The organism is Ancylobacter dichloromethanicus, assembly GCF_018390645.1.
Taxonomy (GTDB): Bacteria; Pseudomonadota; Alphaproteobacteria; order Rhizobiales; family Xanthobacteraceae; genus Ancylobacter; species Ancylobacter dichloromethanicus.
The window spans coordinates 1-16,648 of sequence record NZ_JAHBGC010000030.1; the positions used below are offsets into that span (position 1 = coordinate 1).

Annotated in this window: 17 protein-coding genes; 8 read left to right on the plus strand and 9 right to left on the minus strand. The window is 62.1% G+C overall.

The genetic code is table 11. The features are described from left to right. Positions 1 to 130: 130 nt before the first annotated feature. From KHC23_RS15285 to KHC23_RS15305, 5 genes are all read left to right on the plus strand, one after another. Positions 131 to 361 carry a helix-turn-helix domain-containing protein gene (locus KHC23_RS15285; protein WP_213373532.1) on the plus strand — a complete coding sequence of 77 codons (231 nt, stop codon included), beginning with the start codon at positions 131 to 133 and terminating at the stop codon, positions 359 to 361. Further along, positions 358 to 900, plus strand: a complete 543-nt coding sequence (locus KHC23_RS15290) for a hypothetical protein (RefSeq protein WP_213373533.1) — start codon at positions 358 to 360, stop codon at positions 898 to 900. Before KHC23_RS15285 ends, KHC23_RS15290 begins: the two co-directional genes overlap by 4 nt. Positions 901 to 1,033: 133 nt before the next feature. After that, positions 1,034 to 1,372, plus strand: coding sequence for a hypothetical protein (locus KHC23_RS15295; RefSeq protein WP_213373534.1), 339 nt, complete (start codon positions 1,034 to 1,036; stop codon positions 1,370 to 1,372). Positions 1,373 to 1,406: 34 nt separating this feature from the next. Next, complete coding sequence (locus KHC23_RS15300; protein WP_271188649.1) at positions 1,407 to 1,616, plus strand: hypothetical protein; 210 nt, start codon at positions 1,407 to 1,409, stop codon at positions 1,614 to 1,616. Between the two features lie 14 nt (positions 1,617 to 1,630). Further along, the gene (locus KHC23_RS15305; RefSeq protein WP_213373535.1) at positions 1,631 to 1,939 is read left to right on the plus strand and encodes a hypothetical protein; all 309 of its coding nucleotides are present in this window, start codon (positions 1,631 to 1,633) and stop codon (positions 1,937 to 1,939) included. A 195-nt stretch (positions 1,940 to 2,134) separates the two neighbouring features. Here the strand turns inward: KHC23_RS15305 and KHC23_RS15310 are convergent, their stop codons facing one another. The 4 genes from KHC23_RS15310 to KHC23_RS15325 all read right to left on the minus strand — a co-directional run bounded on the left by KHC23_RS15310 (position 2,135) and on the right by KHC23_RS15325 (position 10,676). Next, complete coding sequence (locus tag KHC23_RS15310; RefSeq protein WP_213373536.1) at positions 2,135 to 5,773, minus strand: YobI family P-loop NTPase; 3,639 nt, start codon at positions 5,771 to 5,773, stop codon at positions 2,135 to 2,137. A 266-nt stretch (positions 5,774 to 6,039) separates the two neighbouring features. Continuing rightward, positions 6,040 to 7,932 (minus strand): phage terminase large subunit family protein, encoded by a 1,893-nt coding sequence (locus KHC23_RS15315; RefSeq protein WP_213373537.1) that lies wholly within the window; start codon positions 7,930 to 7,932, stop codon positions 6,040 to 6,042. Then, positions 7,925 to 8,479 carry a hypothetical protein gene (locus KHC23_RS15320; RefSeq protein WP_213373538.1) on the minus strand — a complete coding sequence of 185 codons (555 nt, stop codon included), beginning with the start codon at positions 8,477 to 8,479 and terminating at the stop codon, positions 7,925 to 7,927. The genes KHC23_RS15315 and KHC23_RS15320 overlap by 8 nt, the downstream gene beginning before the upstream one ends. A gap of 325 nt (positions 8,480 to 8,804) precedes the next feature. Continuing rightward, positions 8,805 to 10,676: an AAA family ATPase gene (locus KHC23_RS15325; RefSeq protein ID WP_213373539.1), complete on the minus strand. Its 1,872-nt coding sequence runs from the start codon at positions 10,674 to 10,676 to the stop codon at positions 8,805 to 8,807. Between the two features lie 398 nt (positions 10,677 to 11,074). Here KHC23_RS15325 and KHC23_RS15330 point away from each other — a divergent pair, with 398 nt between their 5' ends. From KHC23_RS15330 to KHC23_RS15340, 3 genes are read left to right on the plus strand one after another with little or no spacing between them, the layout of a single operon-like run. Then, a complete protein-coding gene (locus tag KHC23_RS15330; RefSeq protein ID WP_309299182.1) occupies positions 11,075 to 11,413 on the plus strand; it encodes a helix-turn-helix domain-containing protein in 339 nt (112 codons plus the stop codon). A gap of 57 nt (positions 11,414 to 11,470) precedes the next feature. Beyond that, complete coding sequence (locus KHC23_RS15335) at positions 11,471 to 11,947, plus strand: class II glutamine amidotransferase domain-containing protein (RefSeq protein ID WP_213373540.1); 477 nt, start codon at positions 11,471 to 11,473, stop codon at positions 11,945 to 11,947. Further along, on the plus strand, positions 11,947 to 12,186 hold the full coding sequence (locus KHC23_RS15340; protein WP_246544663.1) for a PqqD family protein: 240 nt from the start codon (positions 11,947 to 11,949) through the stop codon (positions 12,184 to 12,186). The genes KHC23_RS15335 and KHC23_RS15340 overlap by 1 nt, the downstream gene beginning before the upstream one ends. Positions 12,187 to 12,392: 206 nt before the next feature. On the opposite strand, the gene KHC23_RS15345 is transcribed toward KHC23_RS15340, so the two are convergent. The 5 genes from KHC23_RS15345 to KHC23_RS15365 form a co-directional block, all read right to left on the minus strand. Beyond that, entirely contained in the window at positions 12,393 to 12,683 is a 291-nt protein-coding gene (locus KHC23_RS15345; protein ID WP_213373542.1) for a hypothetical protein, read from the minus strand. A gap of 166 nt (positions 12,684 to 12,849) precedes the next feature. After that, positions 12,850 to 13,071 (minus strand): hypothetical protein, encoded by a 222-nt coding sequence (locus KHC23_RS15350; protein WP_213373543.1) that lies wholly within the window; start codon positions 13,069 to 13,071, stop codon positions 12,850 to 12,852. A gap of 163 nt (positions 13,072 to 13,234) precedes the next feature. After that, the gene (locus KHC23_RS15355) at positions 13,235 to 14,065 is read right to left on the minus strand and encodes an ABC transporter permease (RefSeq protein ID WP_213373544.1); all 831 of its coding nucleotides are present in this window, start codon (positions 14,063 to 14,065) and stop codon (positions 13,235 to 13,237) included. 163 nt (positions 14,066 to 14,228) lie between these two features. Next, the gene (locus tag KHC23_RS15360) at positions 14,229 to 15,080 is read right to left on the minus strand and encodes an ABC transporter permease (protein ID WP_213373545.1); all 852 of its coding nucleotides are present in this window, start codon (positions 15,078 to 15,080) and stop codon (positions 14,229 to 14,231) included. A gap of 172 nt (positions 15,081 to 15,252) precedes the next feature. Continuing rightward, positions 15,253 to 16,587 (minus strand): ABC transporter substrate-binding protein, encoded by a 1,335-nt coding sequence (locus KHC23_RS15365; protein WP_246544657.1) that lies wholly within the window; start codon positions 16,585 to 16,587, stop codon positions 15,253 to 15,255. Between the last annotated feature and the right edge of the window lie 61 nt (positions 16,588 to 16,648).

Here is a 16,648-nt window from a genome sequence, read left to right on the forward strand (position 1 = left end):
GCGTGACGCACGTCTCCCGTTCGCGGGCATGGCTGTCCATGCGCGTGCTCCTGTGGTACAAATCGGAACGTGACGCCGATTTGCTCACACTATTCCGCTAACGTCAATCCGAAAAAGGAACCATGTTCCGATGAATGCCGCGCAGTGTCGTATGGCTCGTGCTGCACTTCAGCTAGGAGTGCGCGAATTGGCCGACCTTGCGAAGGTCGCCGCCAGCACTGTTGCGCGCCTTGAGGCGGGCGAAGAACTGAAGCCCCGGACGGTCGAGGCGATCCAGCGCGCGCTGGAGGAGGCGGGCGTCCAGTTTATCGCGGAGAATGGCGGCGGCGCCGGGGTGCGGCTAAAGAGGAGCAGCGCATGAAGCATCACGGTTTAGACCAAGCGGAAGCCGCCTTAGATAAAGCCCGCTTCCATGTTGACTCCATTAATGCTGGAGTAAGCGACAAAACTATAAGCCACTGGATCGATTTTCTTATTCATATCAATAGAGTAGGCAATAAAATAGAAGCCAGCGCTGATCGCAGCTGCGACCTTGAGAAAGGATTTGTCGAGAACTTTAGATTTAAAAGGTCGTCTGACGATCTACTAAAGTACCTGAGGTGTGCGAGAAACGAAGAAGATCATGGTATAAATATCGTTTCAGAGTGTGAGGTTCATGATCTCACATTGGTAGGTGACATATTAACGTTTAACGGAGAGGCGCTTGTGCTGTCGGTTGTAGAAATGAAAAATATTCCTGCCGGGCGAGACAGGCCAGAGATTCTTGTGCCCACGTCTCATCTGGGGCGCCCTATTGGCCGGACGCTTCGAGCTTTTACGGCTGCTGCAATCGCCTTTTATGAGTCCGCTCTGAAAGAAGCCCGTAGCATTGGAGGCAGCGAAGCCCGGGCCAAAGGCTAAACTCCAACGGAGCACTTAGCGATGCCACAAGGAATGACCCGCACTCGGCCCCACGCTTAAGCCCGGCGGGCGTTATCTGCGTTATCGAGAATGGTGAAGGGCCGGGGGGGCAGTTAAGGAAGGAGCGAACGGCATGAGCAGCTTTGCGGCGCCTATCCACTTCAGCCCGGAAGAAATCGAGCAGAACCGTATAGAGCGGCTCGCCGCTGAGGCCGAAGACCGCGAATCGACGCCCCAGGAACTGATCGCCGATTTCGCGCCCGGCACCTTTGGCTGCCATGAGGCGCTGCACACGGCATCCATCGTCATGAGCCTGGTGGACGAGCGCCTGTGCGAGCACCCGGCAATCCTCGCCAATCCCGACTGGTACCTCCTCGCAAGCCAGGCTCACACGGCGCTGTATAACCTCTATCAGGCGATTGGCGCGCGCCATATCGGCGACGATGAGGGTGATGGGGCCAAGGGTGACTGACGAAGTCTCATTGAGTTAATGGCTGGGGGGCCGCGTGGCGACGTATCGACAGATTCAGGAGCGGGTGAAATCGACCGCCGGCTTCGTTCCGAAGACGTGCTGGATCGCTCACGTCAAAAGCGACTACGGCCTGATCAGCAGGGAAGCGTTCAACCGCGCCGACAGCAATGTCAGGCAGCATCCATGCCCGCCTGACAAGCGGGGCACGATCGAGGATGCGCTGCGGCATTTCAGGATGATTTAGGGGGAATTGGCCGCATGACGACTTCCCTCTCCATCGCGGGCCTAACCTACACGATGCAGCGAGGCAGCGATGTCGAGCGCAACGGCATGTTCCTCGAGCTGTTCGAGGGTTCGCCCAACGGCCCGTGCCTGGCCGAGGTCTTCTATTCCGACCAGACGCACACCATGGCCTTCACGGCCTTCCGCGAAGACCTGCCGCTCGAAGCCGTCGAGTGGTTCATCGACAAGCCAAGGTGCGCTTGCCTCCGGTGGAGGGGCGGTGAGAGGCGTTTGCAGGTCGAGCCGAAGGCTTGCGCTTGCAGGCGGCGGGAGCCCGGCGCATGAAGCGTTGTGCCGGCTAGCGCCAGAAACAGACTTTGTTAAGTGCGTGTCTGAACGTCCGATATGGGGTCGGGAGCGAACTGGCCGGTTTTGGCTGCCGCTGTGCAGATGGCCGCAGTTCTGCAGCCGACTCCATCTCTGTCGTTCGGATTCGGCTACGGAGCACCTGAAGCGTGACGTTCATTAATTGCCAGTTTTTCAACGCCTCTTGAGATTTACGCGTATCTTATCAGCCAAGAGCCAACCACCTCCCTCGCCCCACGAAGAGATGACTCCGCGAGCCTCAAGCCATTGTGCCAATGCACGATTTTCATCTGACTTTGGCAATCTTGGAGTGTGATATCCTGTCGTGATCTCAGAAAAAGGATCTGGAAGGGCCACAAGCACTTCCCGCGCTTCGTCGACCGTCATAGTCGAGTGAAACTTGTTGAACAGGGAAATTTGCGTCTCAACGGGCCGTGAATTTAGGATCAGTGACCGTGCTTTAGCCGCATCAATGCCGGATATACGAGCGTTGGTGCGGTCAAGAATCGGGCCTATGAGTGCCGCTCGTTTGGGCATTTCCGTTAGCGTACTCAAATCGATCAGGTCGATTATCGCGCGTTTATCGTCATCTGTTATGTCGGCTTGAAGGAGCCCTTCACGGAAGTCGTCGTCGAGACCGAAAATTCCGGGATCGGTGAGATAATCTTCGATGTTCTCTGCCACGAAAAGGACGGGCAAGTCCGTGTTGACGTTTAGGCTTTCAACGGTTTCCCTTGAAAAGGCGATCTTTCGCTCCTCTATGAGAATATTAAGCTTTGACGAATCGAGGCTTTTTGGAAAGTTCTTGAACGTATTTGGCACCGCTCGGACATATTCCCGATAACTCTCATCGCTGAGTGCATTTGCGGTTACAAGGAATTCGCGCAGCCTTAGTGTCTCTCGAACGTTATGCAACCCGTGCTCCAGAATTACGGCGCGCACATTCTTTCGATCAAGATAGGCCACAAGGATTTCCGCTGCGAAGCCACTGCCTTCCATGAACGCGATACAATTGTCCCATGTCGGTGCAATACGTTGCTGCTCAAATACCGTGGCATGCAACTTCTCCGGAATCCCCTCCAGCGCTGGCAGGAGAGCCGTCTGTCGACCAAGAAATTCACGAAGATTGTCTTCGTCAATTCCCTCGCGGCCCAGGAGATCGGCTATGGCTGCCGCATCTTCTTTAGAATTGTCGTGAAGCTCAAGGAGCACGTCGCTAAGATAGATATCAAGATCGCGTTCGACTCTGGTGATCAAGGTCCGATCTGTGAGCGACCGCAGCGTCGTGTAATTCCGCTCGCGAAACGCCACGAGATTGGTCTCGCCCATAACCTCGCGATAGATGTGTTCCACATTGGCAATCGAGAGTTCAAAGCGGCCCCGTTTTACCATGAAGCGCACGATGCCGGTGAACTTCCCTATTGCCGGAAGGTCTCGAACCTCGAAGCCAATGCGCGCGAGGCGTTCGGGTACCAAGTCAGGTGCAAGTGCCAGAATTTCAGGGAGTTTCGCCGCGACGAAATCAGGGAGCTCGTCGCCATCGCGTGCTAGAGTTTCTAGCGCGCTTTCCGGCAGGTTGGTTACCAGCTGTGTGATATGGGAAAGATTGCGCTTGCTGGCGATTGCCGTTGGAATGAACTGCGGCCATTCGTCAGTCAGGCGGGAAAGCAACTTGGGGACAGCGCGTCCCGTGGCGTAGTAGGCCTCTAAGAAATCTACGCAACCGTCGAACTGGGACGCGATGAACTCGAAGAGCTTACGTGTCTGGTCGCTGTAGCGAGTCGCCTCATTTAGAAGGCAGTCAACCAATTTGACGTTAAGAACATAGCTTTGCCCGAAGTCCGCTTCGCGCATCGCGGCGATGACCTCATTCGGGTTGTCAATCTGAAAGTTGGGGTCGGGAGTAAAGAACGCCCGTATCTGGATCAGAAACTTGTTGTCATTGGGCGACAGCCGACCAGAATGGAACAGTGACGTATATTGATAATACGTATCGTCGAGATGGCCTTCTAGAATCAAGAAGCGAGCCAGCTCGCCCTTCTCGCCGAAACCGTCGAAGAGATCAGTCACACGGTCGGTGCTTGAACGCACGAGTTCATTGAACTGGGCTGTTCGAAGTGTCGCGATCGTCGCTCTAAGCTCGCGAATCCGTCGTAAACTCCCGCTCTTGTTGGCCTCAGATTTGTTTTCAATTTCCGCCCTGCGCTGAATGTAGGTTTTCTGGCTATCCACCTCGTTTTGCAAGGCAGAGATATCGATCCTCCGTGGGCTACTATAGACATCGCGACAGAAAATATGTGGGACTGCGATTAAATGTTCAAACGCGTCGTGCCCAACAATAGAGTGAAGTGGGATCCAAGATTGCCCGTCACGGCTGACGCTATTGACGTTGGCAGGAAGCATCTGGACGAGCGTCATTGCGTAGATTTGGCTCAATTCTTTCAGGTCAGAAGGTGTCTGTCTTTCGGCAACGTCGATCTTTCGCTCGATTTCTGCTATCTCTTCCTTACAGATCGCCTCCTTGTGCGCGACGAGTTGATCGCGACGGCCCAGAATGTCAGCGAGATTTCCTTCGCCCCGGTGCAGTTGCTCAAAATCTTTGGGGTAGAAATTCTTATATATCAGGATCGCAAGAAGCTTGTTGGCGTTAAGATTATTTTCACCATCTGTCTCCAGATTGGCGACGTAAATGGCGTATTCATTGAATATATTCTGAATAAGTCTCAGGTCGTTAAGGTATCGAGAGACCTCCCGAAGAAATTGAGGATCAAGACGACCGTCGATTTCGAGTCTCTTTCCTTGCTCCAGCACCATATCAATCGAGTTCGAAGTGTTTATGATGGGAATAACAGGAATAACGAATTCGAAGAATTTCGTGCGATCCGTATTAATAAATACGTCATCGCGAAGAGCATAAAGAAATTTAATAGTTCTTTTAACCCCCGCGTTCGCATTCACTAAGCTGTTGATTTCGCGCAATGTCACGAATATTTCTGCATCTTGGAATCTGTCCAAATCTTCAATTATTACGAGATCATATTCTGTTGATTGAAAAAAGTAGATAATTTCGTCTAGATGACGATTAAGTATCGAATCTAAATTGTCCGATGCCGGTCTTATCTCTATGTCTTTTAGAGATATGCTTTTGAGGGACAGGCCAAAGCTAGCAACATAAAAGTGATGCAGCACAACCCACAAAAAAATCAAAGCAAACCCAAATATTGTGAAATTAGTCCAGTTTTTTAATTCGAGTGACTCGAAAAAAGTTCCGCTTATTATTTCATTTCTATTGGTGAATATGTAAATTATCGAAAGTAAACCTAAAGTTATATACATAGATTTGAATACAGATAGCACGCTAGGCGATTGAATTCGCTTAAAGCGAGATAGTGGAAGATTGTTCGCATCTGCACCATACAGCATTTGCTGCAATATGCTTCTCTCAATCTCCTGGCGGCTCACTTTTGGACTTGGGGCATTAACGTCTTTGTCTGGTGTGTCGGCCTCTTTCACGAACGCCGCGAGGGATATGTGAAGTGTAGATCTTCGGTATTTTTTCAGAAAAGATTGGATGATGCTGCTCTTTCCCGAACCATAAGGTCCCGTCAGTGCTATATTACGCACCTTCGGATCCTCCGTCGCGAAGAGCAGTGCTTCAGAATATACACCATTTTTGTCAGCTTGATCGGTCGGTGCTAGATTGACAAATTTTGCTTTTTTGTCGGCGGGTCGACCAATACCTTCCAAGAAGGCCCCGAAACGAGTGAGCCAGCCACCCAGCCGATTTGTAAATGTTGGAATTCGTGCGCTCATAAATAACCTAATGATCACTGATCCCACTGAAAAGTCACTGAGGATCCGGAAACACTTACTTGTAATCTCCAAGAACTCCGCATTTCGGAATCGATCAGTAGAGTCCCACCGCCCGCAATCATAGCGGGAAGTAGCCATAGGCAATAGGCTCAATGATTGGCAACTATCGAGCGCTCACGGTACCAGCCTCAACGACCGAGATGAGGGCGCGAGCCGGCGGTTCGCAACGGCGTGCCGTGAGGGCCGCTCGGGGCCATTCTCCTTCCTCACCCCACCCAGCTTGACCGCACCACGGCAGGCGCCTTGCGCACCACCTCGCCGGCAGCCTCCGCCCCGGTAGCGCCAGCCCGAACCTCCGCCGCCTCCAACTTGCCCACCATCTCCGCCAGGCTCATGCCGGCGGCATAGAGCCCGTGCAGGGCGGCCGTGGCGTAGACGCGGCAGTCGAGGGGCTCGTTCCGCACGCCGGGGTCCGGCACCCATTCGATGCGGGCGACGCCGCGCGTGTAGCGGCGCACCGGGCGCTCGGCGACGAGGCCGGTGAACCAGAGATAGTCGCGCTCGGCCGGCCAGTGGCAGGCGCCGGGGCCGCCATCGTCAATGCGAAGGCGCGAGAGCAGCCCGTGCTTGAGCGTGTCGACGCCGACAATGTGGACGGGGGCGAGGCTGGCGCTGCGCAGCTTGGGCGGGCGCTTCGGCCAGGGCGGCACGCCCGGCCCGCCTCGGCCCTTGATCGCCCAGACGCGGCGGTTGAGCCGCTCGGCCGAGAACCGCATCACCTGGTCGGTGCGGTGCCCGCCGGAATCGATGGCAACGGCGAGAATGGGAAGATCGGGGATCGCCTTCGGGTGGCGGAAGCGGCGGGCGAGCAGGCGGTCCAGCGCCACCCACACCTCGGGGCGCGAGGTGTCACCATGGACAATGTCATAGTCGAGCGACCAGCTGGCTTCGCCCCGGCCCCAGCCGACGAACTCCACTTCAATGCGGTCATCCTGGGTATCGACGCCGGCGGTGATGACGGCGACGCCCTCGGGCAGCAGCTCGGTCCATGCCGGGTCGCAGGGGATGCCACGGCCCTGCAGCGTGTCCGGCGCCAGCGGCGCCATGTCCCGGTCTTCATAGGCCTCGCCGAGCTTGAGGTTGGTCCATGTCTTCAGCCGCGCCGGGTCGCGCTTCGAGGTGAGGAAGTCGGCGGCGATCTCGCCCCAGCTCTCAAAGGGTGAGTACAGCGCCGAGAGGTGGAAGCCGGCGGTGAGGCCGTCGCCCTGGGCGGTCGGCCGCCACTCGCCCTTGGCGAGCATCGCCGGCTTGTCCGCCTCCTCGATCACCCCGCCGCAGGCCTCGCAGGCATAGAACGCCTTGCGCGGTTCCCCCTCCGGCCAGGTCACGCCGCGCCAGGTGAGCGCCTGGTGCGTGCCGCAATGCGGGCAGGGCACGAAGTAGCGGCGCTGGTCGCTCTCGGCATAGGCCTTCTCGATGCGCGACACCCCGGCCTCGGTCGGGGTGGAGATGAGGAAGATCTTGCGCCGGCCCCGGAAGGTCACGGTGCGCTGCACCGCCAGCGCCACCGGGTCGCCCTCGCCATCGGCATCCGCGGGGAAGGCGTCCACCTCGTCGAGCACGAGATAGCGCGCCGGGGTGGAGCGCAGGCCGGTGGCGGAGTTGGCGCCGGTCATGATGAGGGCGCCGCCGGGGAACTCCTTCAGCCCGACCGTATTGCCGGGATCCTTGGAGCGGGCCGGGGCGATGCGCGAGCGCAGGGCGGGCGTGCCCTCGATCAGCGGCTCGATGCGGGTGCGCGAGTTACGGCGCACCATGTCGATGGAAGGCCAGACGGCGAGGATCAGCCCGGGCGCATGCGCCACCCAATAGCCGATGGCGTTGAGCCCGGCCTCGGTGCCGCCGGTCTGCGCGCCCTTCATCAGCACCACCCGCTCGACGGGCGAGGCGGTGGAGAGGCAATCCATGATCTCGGCGAGATAGGGCACGCGGGCGGTGCGCCACGGGCCGGGCTCGGCATTGGTGCCCGGCAGGGTGCGGTTGGCGTCCGCCCATTCGGTCACGGTGAGCTGCAGTTCCGGCCGCAGCCCCCGCCGCCAGGCCGCGTCGACCAGCTCGGCGGTGAGGTCGGCAAGGTCGCTCTGCGTCCGGTCAGTCATCGGGGAACTCCTCCAGCGGCAGTTCGGCCAGGGTGACGAGCTGGGCGCGCACCAGCCGGTCGAGCACCGCCACCACGGCGGCGAGGTCCGCCCCGGTGGTGGAGGCGATCTCCGGCGCCGCCCGGTTCACCCAGCCCAGCCACGCGTCACGCTCGAAGCGGGCGCGGCTCTCAATGGTGCGCAGCGTCGCCGCCCGGTCGATCAGCGCCCGCCCCATGCGCTCGGCCTTCAGCCGGGCGATCTCCGCCTCCGCCGCGTCGCGAACGGCACGGGAGGAGGCCGGGAACGGCGAGGCGGAAGCCAAGGGGAGAGCGGGGCCATCGAGCGAGGCGCGGCGCCGGTTCGGGTCGACATTCTCCGCCACCCACGCCTTGCCGCGCGCCACATGGATGCGCCCGTTCGGCTCGACGGGAAGCCCGCTCGCGATCAGCTGCGACACGCGCCCGGCCGAGACGCCGATCGCCTCGGCGAAGCCCTTCTTGGACAGGGTTTCCGCCGGCTTGGCCGAGACGTCGGCGAAGAGGGAGGAGCTATGCAAATCCTGCATTCTCAACCCTTTCTCAAGCCGGAGACTTTAGGGCTCAAACCCGCCCCGTCTAGCGAACTCAAGCGCTCTCGCCGCCCGCATACGGGGACCGGGGGGAGGACCCGCGACAGCCGTCGCAGCTCCGCCTCGATCTCCGACTTGGCCTCGTGGAACGCCTCGGGGTCACGGTGGCTCGGCACCAACCGCCGCACCCGATCCGCCAACTCGACCAGCACGGCCGGCATGGGTGTGGCGGGACACGGGACATCCCCTTTAGGGGGATGTCCCGTGTCCCGTTCCCACCGGGACTTCCGGGACTGTCCCGCCGGGACATTCATGTCCCGCTTCATCGACTTACCCATGCCCACGGCTCCCACATCGCCACCTCGCCCTTGCTCGACAGGGTCTCCCGTGCCCGTTGGAATGCCTTCTTCTTCGCCTCCTGTGTGTCGCCAAGACCGCGCCGGTAGGCGTAGTCACGCCAGACCTCCACCGACACCACCTTCACGCTGTCGGGGATCTGGCCACCGGGCGAGGGCTGCCCCTGTTCGCCTATGGCCAGCTTCAGTGCATCGAGCGCGATGCGCGCTGCGTCGGGTAGCCGCGTCGTGCCCTTCGTCTCGCCGATGCTCGCATCCGTGGGAGCGATGACGCAGGAGGTGATGTCGTCACCGTCCTCATCCGTCCCGAGAACCGATTGCAGCAGCTCGTACTTGAAGGGCGCTATATCGCCGCCGTCCTTCACCTTCGCGATCTTGCCCGCACACACACCCGTCTCGTGACGGGTGATCTCTATCGCCGCATCCACGGCGCCCAGCAGGGCATTGGAGCCCCGCGCGCCGCGGTCGGTATCCTTGCCGGAGTGATGCACCACGAGGACGTGGCAGCCAAGCTCGCGCTGGATACGCTCCGCCTTCTGCACCACCACATTGATGTCGCGCGCCTTGTCCTCGTCACCCGAGCCGATCATGCGCGAGAGCGTGTCGAGCACCACCAGCCGCAGCGGCTCGCGCATGCGGGCCTGGTGGTCCTTCACGTCGGCGATCAGCGTCTCGACGCCTTCCTCGTCGTCATAGAGATTGACCGAGGAGGGGACGAGCACGAAGGGCTTGCCGGCCTCGCCCTCCTTCTCCTGCCGCCACGCCTTCATGCGCATCAGCATGCCGGCGCCGCCCTCGCCGGAGACATAGACCACCCCGCCCGGCGCCACCCGCTTGCCGAACCAGTCGCGGCCATGGGCGACGTGCAAGGCGAGGTCGAGCACGAGGAAGCTCTTGGAGGTGCCGGGCGGGCCGTAGACGGTGGAGAGGCCGCCATCGATCAGCAGGCCCTTCACCAGCCATGACAGCGGGGGCTGCTTGTCCTCGTCGCCCCACCACACCGCCGGCAGCCTTGTCGTCGCCGCCGGTCGCCAGTCCGGCGCCGCCTCCGCCCGCCGGTGCAACTCCTCCACCGTGCCGCCGGCCTGCAGCCAGTCGCACACGTCGCCCTTGCGCGGCAGGTTCGGCAGGGTGAGCACCCGCACCCGCGTCGCCACCGGCTGCAGCGCCCGCGCCACCTTCTCGGCGTGCTCGCGGCCGGGATCGTCATTGTCGGGCACGATCACCACATCGGCGCCGACGAAGTGCTCGACGAAGTCCAGCTTCCACTTGCCGGCGCCGCCGGCATTGCAGGTCGCCGGCACGTTGAGGGCGCGCAGGCGGTCCACGTCCTTCTCGCCTTCGACGATGAAGACGGTGCGCTCCGAGCCGATGGCCTCGATCAGCTCTGGCAGATGATAGGGCACCGGCCGCACGCCCTGCAGGTTCCACGCGAAGCCGCCGGCGCCGTCCGGCCGGCGCTGGCGGAACTCCTTCGGCTCATAGCGCACCACCTCGAACAGCAGCGCGCCGGTCTCGTCGACATAGGGATAGCTGGCCACATGCCGCCGCCCGGTGGAGGGCGCCTCCGGCCGGCCGGCGAAGTCGGGGAAGGTCTGCTTCAGCCAGCCCAGCGCGGCCTCGCGCCCGCCGCCCTGCAGCCGGGCGATCAGGTCGAGCACGCCGCCGCCCTGGCCGGCCTCATGGTCCGCCCATGTGCCCTTATGCGGCCCGCCCACCTTCACCGACAGGCTGCCATGGGTGCCGAAGCGCAGCTCGTCCTTCGACGACATGCCCCGGTTCGGTTCCCCAAGAAGCCGCCCCGCGACCGCTGCCATCAGGTCGGGAAAATCGGTCATCACCGCCCCTCCCCGCACGTATGGAGGGCCGGCTTATGGTTTGACAAATCGTCGCTAAGTGCCTGAAAAGTACCCTTCAGGTTGACGCGAAGAAATGCCGCAAGTATCTGGAAATAATCAGGCGGCAGCCGCCTGAAAATCGCAGTGTCGGCGGTTCGACTCCGTCCCTGGCACCATTACCCCGCTTTAGGTGTCTCTAGGAGGCTCAAAAAGCGGGAAATTTCCTCAACTTGGCCGAGTTCGAGCTCACGGAGGCTCTCCGGGGCTCGTTGGCATTCGGGAAATTTGTCGGCATGTTTGTTGGCATTCGCGGATGCCAACAAAGGCGCCTCCAATGCCATTGACAGACATCGCTATCCGCCAGGCCAAGGCTACGGAGAAACCGTTCAAACTGTCGGATGGCGGCGGCCTCCATCTTCTCGTCATTCCAACGCGCCGCAGCCGATGACGCTTCGCCTGCTCGCCAGCCAGATGGCGGCGAGGGCGATCCAGCAGGATGCGTTCGGTCCACAAGTGGCAGGCCGTCCGAGAGCGCCAGGTCTTCCGTAATCCGCGAGGCCCGCGAGGTCATCGGCGCCACTGACCGATCCCTCGCGCTTCTGAACGCCCTGCTCAGCTTCCATTCCGAAACGGCTCTCGGCGTCGGACCGTCGAACGAACAGCTGGCGGCTCGCGCCAGCGGCAGGCGCCGACCACATGGCACGGCCATATCGGCGTGCTCGTCGAGCGTGGCCTGATCCTCCGCCGCGATAGCCCATTGGCAAACACTTCGCGCGCAGGGGGCGCCGGCGCAGATGACCGGCCCCGACCGGGTGGGCGATGCCGGGCTCATCATGGCCGCCTATCAGCGCTGGGGCGAGGGTTGCGTCGACCGGCCGAGGTGGGATTTCGCCTTCGCCCTGTGGGACCGGCAGGCGGGGCGCCTGCTGCTGGCGCGCGACTTCATCGGCAGCCGACCGCTGTTCTTCGCCCATGGCCCGGGCTTCTTCGCCTTCGCCTCGATGCCGAAGGGGCTTTTCGCCGTTCCCGATGTGTCGAACGCGCTCGACGAGGCCGAGATCGACGCCTATCTGGCGCTGCTGCCGGCACACGGCACCCGCACGCTCTACCGCGACCTTTCCCGCGTACCGCCCGGCCACATTCCCACGGTTCACGGCGGGCAGCGGCATTTGCACCGCTACTGGCGGCCGGAGGAGATGCCCGCCCTGCCCGTCGGCCGCATCTGCCGTTCCCGGAGAGCCTGGCCGCCGAGCTGGAGGGCGAAATCGTGATGATGAATGTCGAGAACGGCGCCTGTTGCCAGTTCGACGCGACCGGCACCGAGATCTGGAACCGGCTGGAGCAGCCGGTCGAGATCGGCCAGCTCTGCGCGGAACTGGCGAGGGCCTATGATGGCCCGATCGACGACATCCGCCGCGACGTTCTGGCGTTTCTTTCCGGGCTGGCGGCGCGCGAACTTGTCGTCCACGCCGACGCCGCCGTCACTCAAGGGGCAGAGGCCGGCCGTTAAGCTGGCGCGGCGCCGCTGCAGGCGCCCGGATCGATGCCGATCTCCCGCACCATCAAGCAGAGCCGATAGCCCCTGGCCTGCCGCCCTTCCCGCGGGCGCGGCGGCTAGAGCGTTTTCGAGCGAAGTGGGATACCGGTTCGCGGCAGGAAAACGCGCGAACTCAACAAGCTAAAGCATTTCCCGTTTCAAAGAAGCGGGGAAATGCTTTAGTTGCCGTGGCCCTCGCGCTCCACGCAGCGATAGCCGGCGAGGCACTGGCTCTGGTCCTGCGAGGGAATCCAGATCGGCGCGCCGCCGTCGGAGGCGCTGCACAGGCTGGGATTGGCAACGACCCGGCTCAGATCGCCGCCACCGGTTTCGAACACCACCTGGCCACGCTGCTGCACCAGCGCCGCCACCGCCGCGCAACTCATCGTCGTGGAATTCGCCACCTCATCGGCCGAGGCCGACGAGGCAGCAAGGATCAGCGCGGTCGACAGGAAGAAGGCGCGACGCATGATTCGGCTCCCGCAAGATGTGGCCGCAGCCCATGGAACCGCCGGCCGCCGGCCCGCCTGATCGGGCCGCTCGATGCATCCTAGCAAATCCCCGGCGCCGCGACAGGGGCGCGCGGACAGCATCTCCGTCGTCCCCGGCAGGGAGCCGGCACAGGCCGCCACGCCGTCAGCGGATGAACTCGATGGTGTCGAGCGCCACCAGCTGGCTGCCTTCATAATTATTGTCGTGCAGCCGGCACAGCATGAAGCGGTCGGCGACCTCGATCGGGCCGTAGGCGGTAATCATGTCGCCGCTGCGCAGCTTGATGGTCAGCGCGTGCTTGCGGTCATCCTTGGCCACCTCGCGGAGCAGATCGCAGATGCTGCGGTCCGTGGTGCAGATGTTCATGGCGTCTCTCCCGTGATGCCGCGCCTTCATCCCGCGCAGAACAACCGGCGCAGACACGCGGCTTATCGGGACACCAACGGGGCCGGAACCATCCGGTTCCCTGTCGACCGCCGTGATTTTCGTCACAAGTCGCTGGAAGAACACGAGTTTCCGTTGCGGCACCTCACCCCGCCAGCCGGCGGGCGCGGCGCTTGCGCAGCACCGCGATCATCACCAGGGCGATGAGGATCACCCCCATGGAGAACAGCGTCGTCACCGTGCCCAGCGCATAAAGCACCGGCGTGGTGACATTGGTGGTCATGCCGTAGATCTCCAGCGGCAGCGTATTGAAGCTGCCCGAGGTCATCAGCGTGCGGGCGAACTCGTCATAGGACAGGGTGAAGCCGAACAGGCCGACGCCGATGAGGCTCGGCAGGATGATCGGCAGCACCACATGGGCGAAGGTCTGCCACGGGCTGGCGCCGAGGTCGCGCGCGGCTTCCTCATAGGCCGGGTTGAAGCGGTTGAACACCGCGAACATGATCAGAAGGCCGAAGGGCAGTGTCCAGGTGAGATGCGCGCCGAAGCCGGAGGAGTACCAGGCAGGTTCAAGTCCTAACACGTTGAAGGCGAGACCGATGCCGAGGGAGATGAGGATCGAGGGGACGATGAGGCTGGCGATGGTGAGGTAGAACAGCGGCCCGCTGCCGAGGAAGCGGCGGCGGAAGGCGAGGCCGGCCAGCAGCGACACCACCACCGTCGTCAGCATGGCCATCAGGCCGAGAAGCAGCGAGCGCGAGAAGGCGCCGCCGAAATCGCCCACCGCCTGCTGCTCGAACAGCAGGTTCTCGAACCAGCGCAGCGAGACCCCGTTCATCGGAAAGGTCAGCCCGCCATTCGGCCCCTGGAAGGAGAGGATGAAGATGGTCGTCATCGGTCCGTACAGGAACAGCACGAACAGCACGAAGAAGGCGGTGAGCACGTAGAAGCCGGGGCCACGCTTTTCCGAGTTCATCGGCTGATCCTCCCCAAGCGCCTGCGTGCTTCGAGGCTCGCTGCCGCTCGCACCTCAGCATGACGGGCCGTTGCTCCCGCAGGGTCAACGTCATCCCGAGGTGCCCGGCCAGCGGCCGGGCCTCGAAGGAGGCTCGCCGCGCGCGCCTTTCCCGCCCTCATCCTCACAGCTCCTTGCGGATGTTGACGATGCGCAGGATGGCGGCGACCATCAGCAGCACCAGCGCCAGCAGGATCACCGCATTGGCCGCCGCCGCCGGGTATTGCAGCAGCGCGATCTGGTTCGCCATCATCAGCCCCACCGAGGCCGACTGGCCGCCGGACATGAAGCGCACGGTGATGAAATCGCCCATCACCAGCGTGACGACGAAGATCGAGCCGATGGCGATGCCCGGCTTGGCCAGCGGGATGATCACGTTGGTGAGGATCTGGAACGCGCTCGCTCCCGCGTCCCGCGCCGCCTCGATCAGCGCCCGGTCGATCCGCATCAGCGTGTTGAAGATCGGCGTCACCATGAACAGCGTGTAGAGATGCACCATCGCCAGCACCACGGCGAAATCGGAGAACAGCAGGAACTCCAGCGGCTGGTCGATCACGCCCATCGTCATCAGCGTCTGGTTCAGCAGCCCGTTGCGGCCGAGGAACGGGATCCACGAGATCATGCGGATGATGTTCGAGGTCAGGAACGGAATGGTGCAGACCAGGAACAGCACCATCTGCATGGTCGCCGAGCGGATGTGGAAGGCGAGGTAGTAGGCGACCCAGAAGCCGATCGCGAGCGTCAACGCCCAGACGATGCCGGCATATTTCAGCGTGTTGAGATAGGTGCTCCAGGTCACCGGCGAGGTGATCGTCTCCTCGTAATTGGTGAAGACGAAGGCCGGGAATATCTGGATCGAATCATAGTCCCAGAAGCTCACCATCACGATGGTGGCGATCGGCAGCACGAGGAACGCCGCCAGGATCAGCGTCAGCGGCGTCGCCTGGAGGTAGGGTACGATCCGGGACAGGGTCATGCAGGGCTTCCGGTGAAGGTCGGCATTCACGAACATCCTTCGAGGCCGGGCTGCGCCCGGCACCTCAGGATCACGTCGTGAGGGAGGGGTGCGATAGGCCCCTCCCCTCGTCATGCTGAGATGCGGGCGGAAGCCTCGAAGCACGCAGGCCCGCGACGCCTCGCAGGCTTTCTCACGCGGCGATGAACTCGTTCCAGCGGCGGACCATGTAGCGGTCCTCGTCCATCACCGAATTCCAGCAGGCCACCGCGCCCATGCGCTCCTCGAAGGAACCGCCATCGCGCACCGCGCCGGCCGTGTACATCACCTTGCCCTCGGGCGAGAGGATATCGGCCTTGGCCGGCTGGCCGAGCATCCAGAACGCCCATTCGTCCGGCGTCATGTTCTTCTCGGCGGTGGAAAGCACGGCGGAATAGTAGCCCTGCCGGTTGAGATAGGCGCCGACCCAGCCGGAGAGGTACCAGTTGATGTATTCATAGGCCGCATCGAGTTGCGCGCCCTTGAGGTGCCTGGCGATGCCGAGGCCGCCGCCCCAGGCGCGGTAGCCTTCCTCCAGTGGCTGGTAGACGCAGGGAACGCCCTTGGAGCGCACCGCCGCCACCGCCGGCGACCACATGGACTGGATGACGACCTCGCCCGAGGCCATCAGGTTCACGCTCTCGTCGAAGGTCTTCCAGAAGGCGCGGAACTGGCCGGCCTTCTTGGTCTTGATGAGGAAATCGATCGTGGTGTCGATCTCCGCCTTGGTCATGTTGCCCTTGTCGCCATATTTGATGATGCCCGCGCTCTCGCAGATCATCGCCGCGTCCATGATGCCGATGGACGGGATGTTGATGATCGAGGTCTTGCCCTTGAAGGCGGGGTCGAGAATGTCCTTCCAGTTCTTGATCGGCCGGCCGACGAGGTCGGGGCGGATGCCCAGCGTGTCGGCGTTGTAGATGGTCGGGATCAGCGTCATCCACTGGGTCGGCGCGGGCGCGAACGTCTTGGAGTCCGGTCCCTCGACGAAGCCGACCGTGTTGGGCGCGGTGCCCTGTGCGACCTTGGAATCCGGAGTGAGCTTGCCGGTGGTGAAGATCGGCACGATCTGGTCGTAATATTTGATCTTGGCCACATCCATCGGCTGCAGCGTGCCCGCCGCGAACACCTTCTTGCAGATCCAGTATTCGATGTCGGCGATGTCGAACGAATTGGCCTGCGTCACCACGCGCTGCGACACCGCGTCGGAATCGAGCGCGGTCATCTGCAGGGTGATGCCGAGGTCCGCCTTGCATTTCTCGGCGATGGCGTTGAGGTTCGACACGCCGGTGCCGAACTGGCGCAGCGTGATCGGGTTCTGCGCCCACACGGTCGGGAAGCCGGTCACCGCCTGCCCGCCGACGGCAAGGCCACCGAGCGCCGCCGCCCCCTTCAGCAGGCCGCGGCGGCTCACCCAGGCGCCTTTCACCTCGGCCTTGCCGGGGGTGGCGCCCGCGGCGCCGGTGCGGTCCGTGATCTTCTGGCTCATCGATGTCTCCCGAGCGTTATCGGCGTTGGCGTAGGTCGAGAAGGGCTTTGGATCGAGATGG

Coding starts and splice junctions, on each gene's coding strand:
- KHC23_RS15335 (WP_213373540.1), top strand. CDS start 11,471: ATGACCGGCCCCGACCGGGTGGGCGATGCCGGGCTCATCATGGCCGCC.
- KHC23_RS15285 (WP_213373532.1), top strand. CDS start 131: ATGAATGCCGCGCAGTGTCGTATGGCTCGTGCTGCACTTCAGCTAGGA.
- KHC23_RS15340 (WP_246544663.1), top strand. CDS start 11,947: ATGATGAATGTCGAGAACGGCGCCTGTTGCCAGTTCGACGCGACCGGC.
- KHC23_RS15310 (WP_213373536.1), bottom strand. CDS start 5,773: ATGAGCGCACGAATTCCAACATTTACAAATCGGCTGGGTGGCTGGCTC.
- KHC23_RS15330 (WP_309299182.1), top strand. CDS start 11,075: ATGGCGGCGGCCTCCATCTTCTCGTCATTCCAACGCGCCGCAGCCGAT.
- KHC23_RS15365 (WP_246544657.1), bottom strand. CDS start 16,587: ATGAGCCAGAAGATCACGGACCGCACCGGCGCCGCGGGCGCCACCCCC.
- KHC23_RS15315 (WP_213373537.1), bottom strand. CDS start 7,932: ATGACTGACCGGACGCAGAGCGACCTTGCCGACCTCACCGCCGAGCTG.
- KHC23_RS15305 (WP_213373535.1), top strand. CDS start 1,631: ATGACGACTTCCCTCTCCATCGCGGGCCTAACCTACACGATGCAGCGA.
- KHC23_RS15320 (WP_213373538.1), bottom strand. CDS start 8,479: ATGCAGGATTTGCATAGCTCCTCCCTCTTCGCCGACGTCTCGGCCAAG.
- KHC23_RS15295 (WP_213373534.1), top strand. CDS start 1,034: ATGAGCAGCTTTGCGGCGCCTATCCACTTCAGCCCGGAAGAAATCGAG.
- KHC23_RS15345 (WP_213373542.1), bottom strand. CDS start 12,683: ATGCGTCGCGCCTTCTTCCTGTCGACCGCGCTGATCCTTGCTGCCTCG.
- KHC23_RS15290 (WP_213373533.1), top strand. CDS start 358: ATGAAGCATCACGGTTTAGACCAAGCGGAAGCCGCCTTAGATAAAGCC.
- KHC23_RS15355 (WP_213373544.1), bottom strand. CDS start 14,065: ATGAACTCGGAAAAGCGTGGCCCCGGCTTCTACGTGCTCACCGCCTTC.
- KHC23_RS15360 (WP_213373545.1), bottom strand. CDS start 15,080: ATGACCCTGTCCCGGATCGTACCCTACCTCCAGGCGACGCCGCTGACG.
- KHC23_RS15350 (WP_213373543.1), bottom strand. CDS start 13,071: ATGAACATCTGCACCACGGACCGCAGCATCTGCGATCTGCTCCGCGAG.
- KHC23_RS15325 (WP_213373539.1), bottom strand. CDS start 10,676: ATGACCGATTTTCCCGACCTGATGGCAGCGGTCGCGGGGCGGCTTCTT.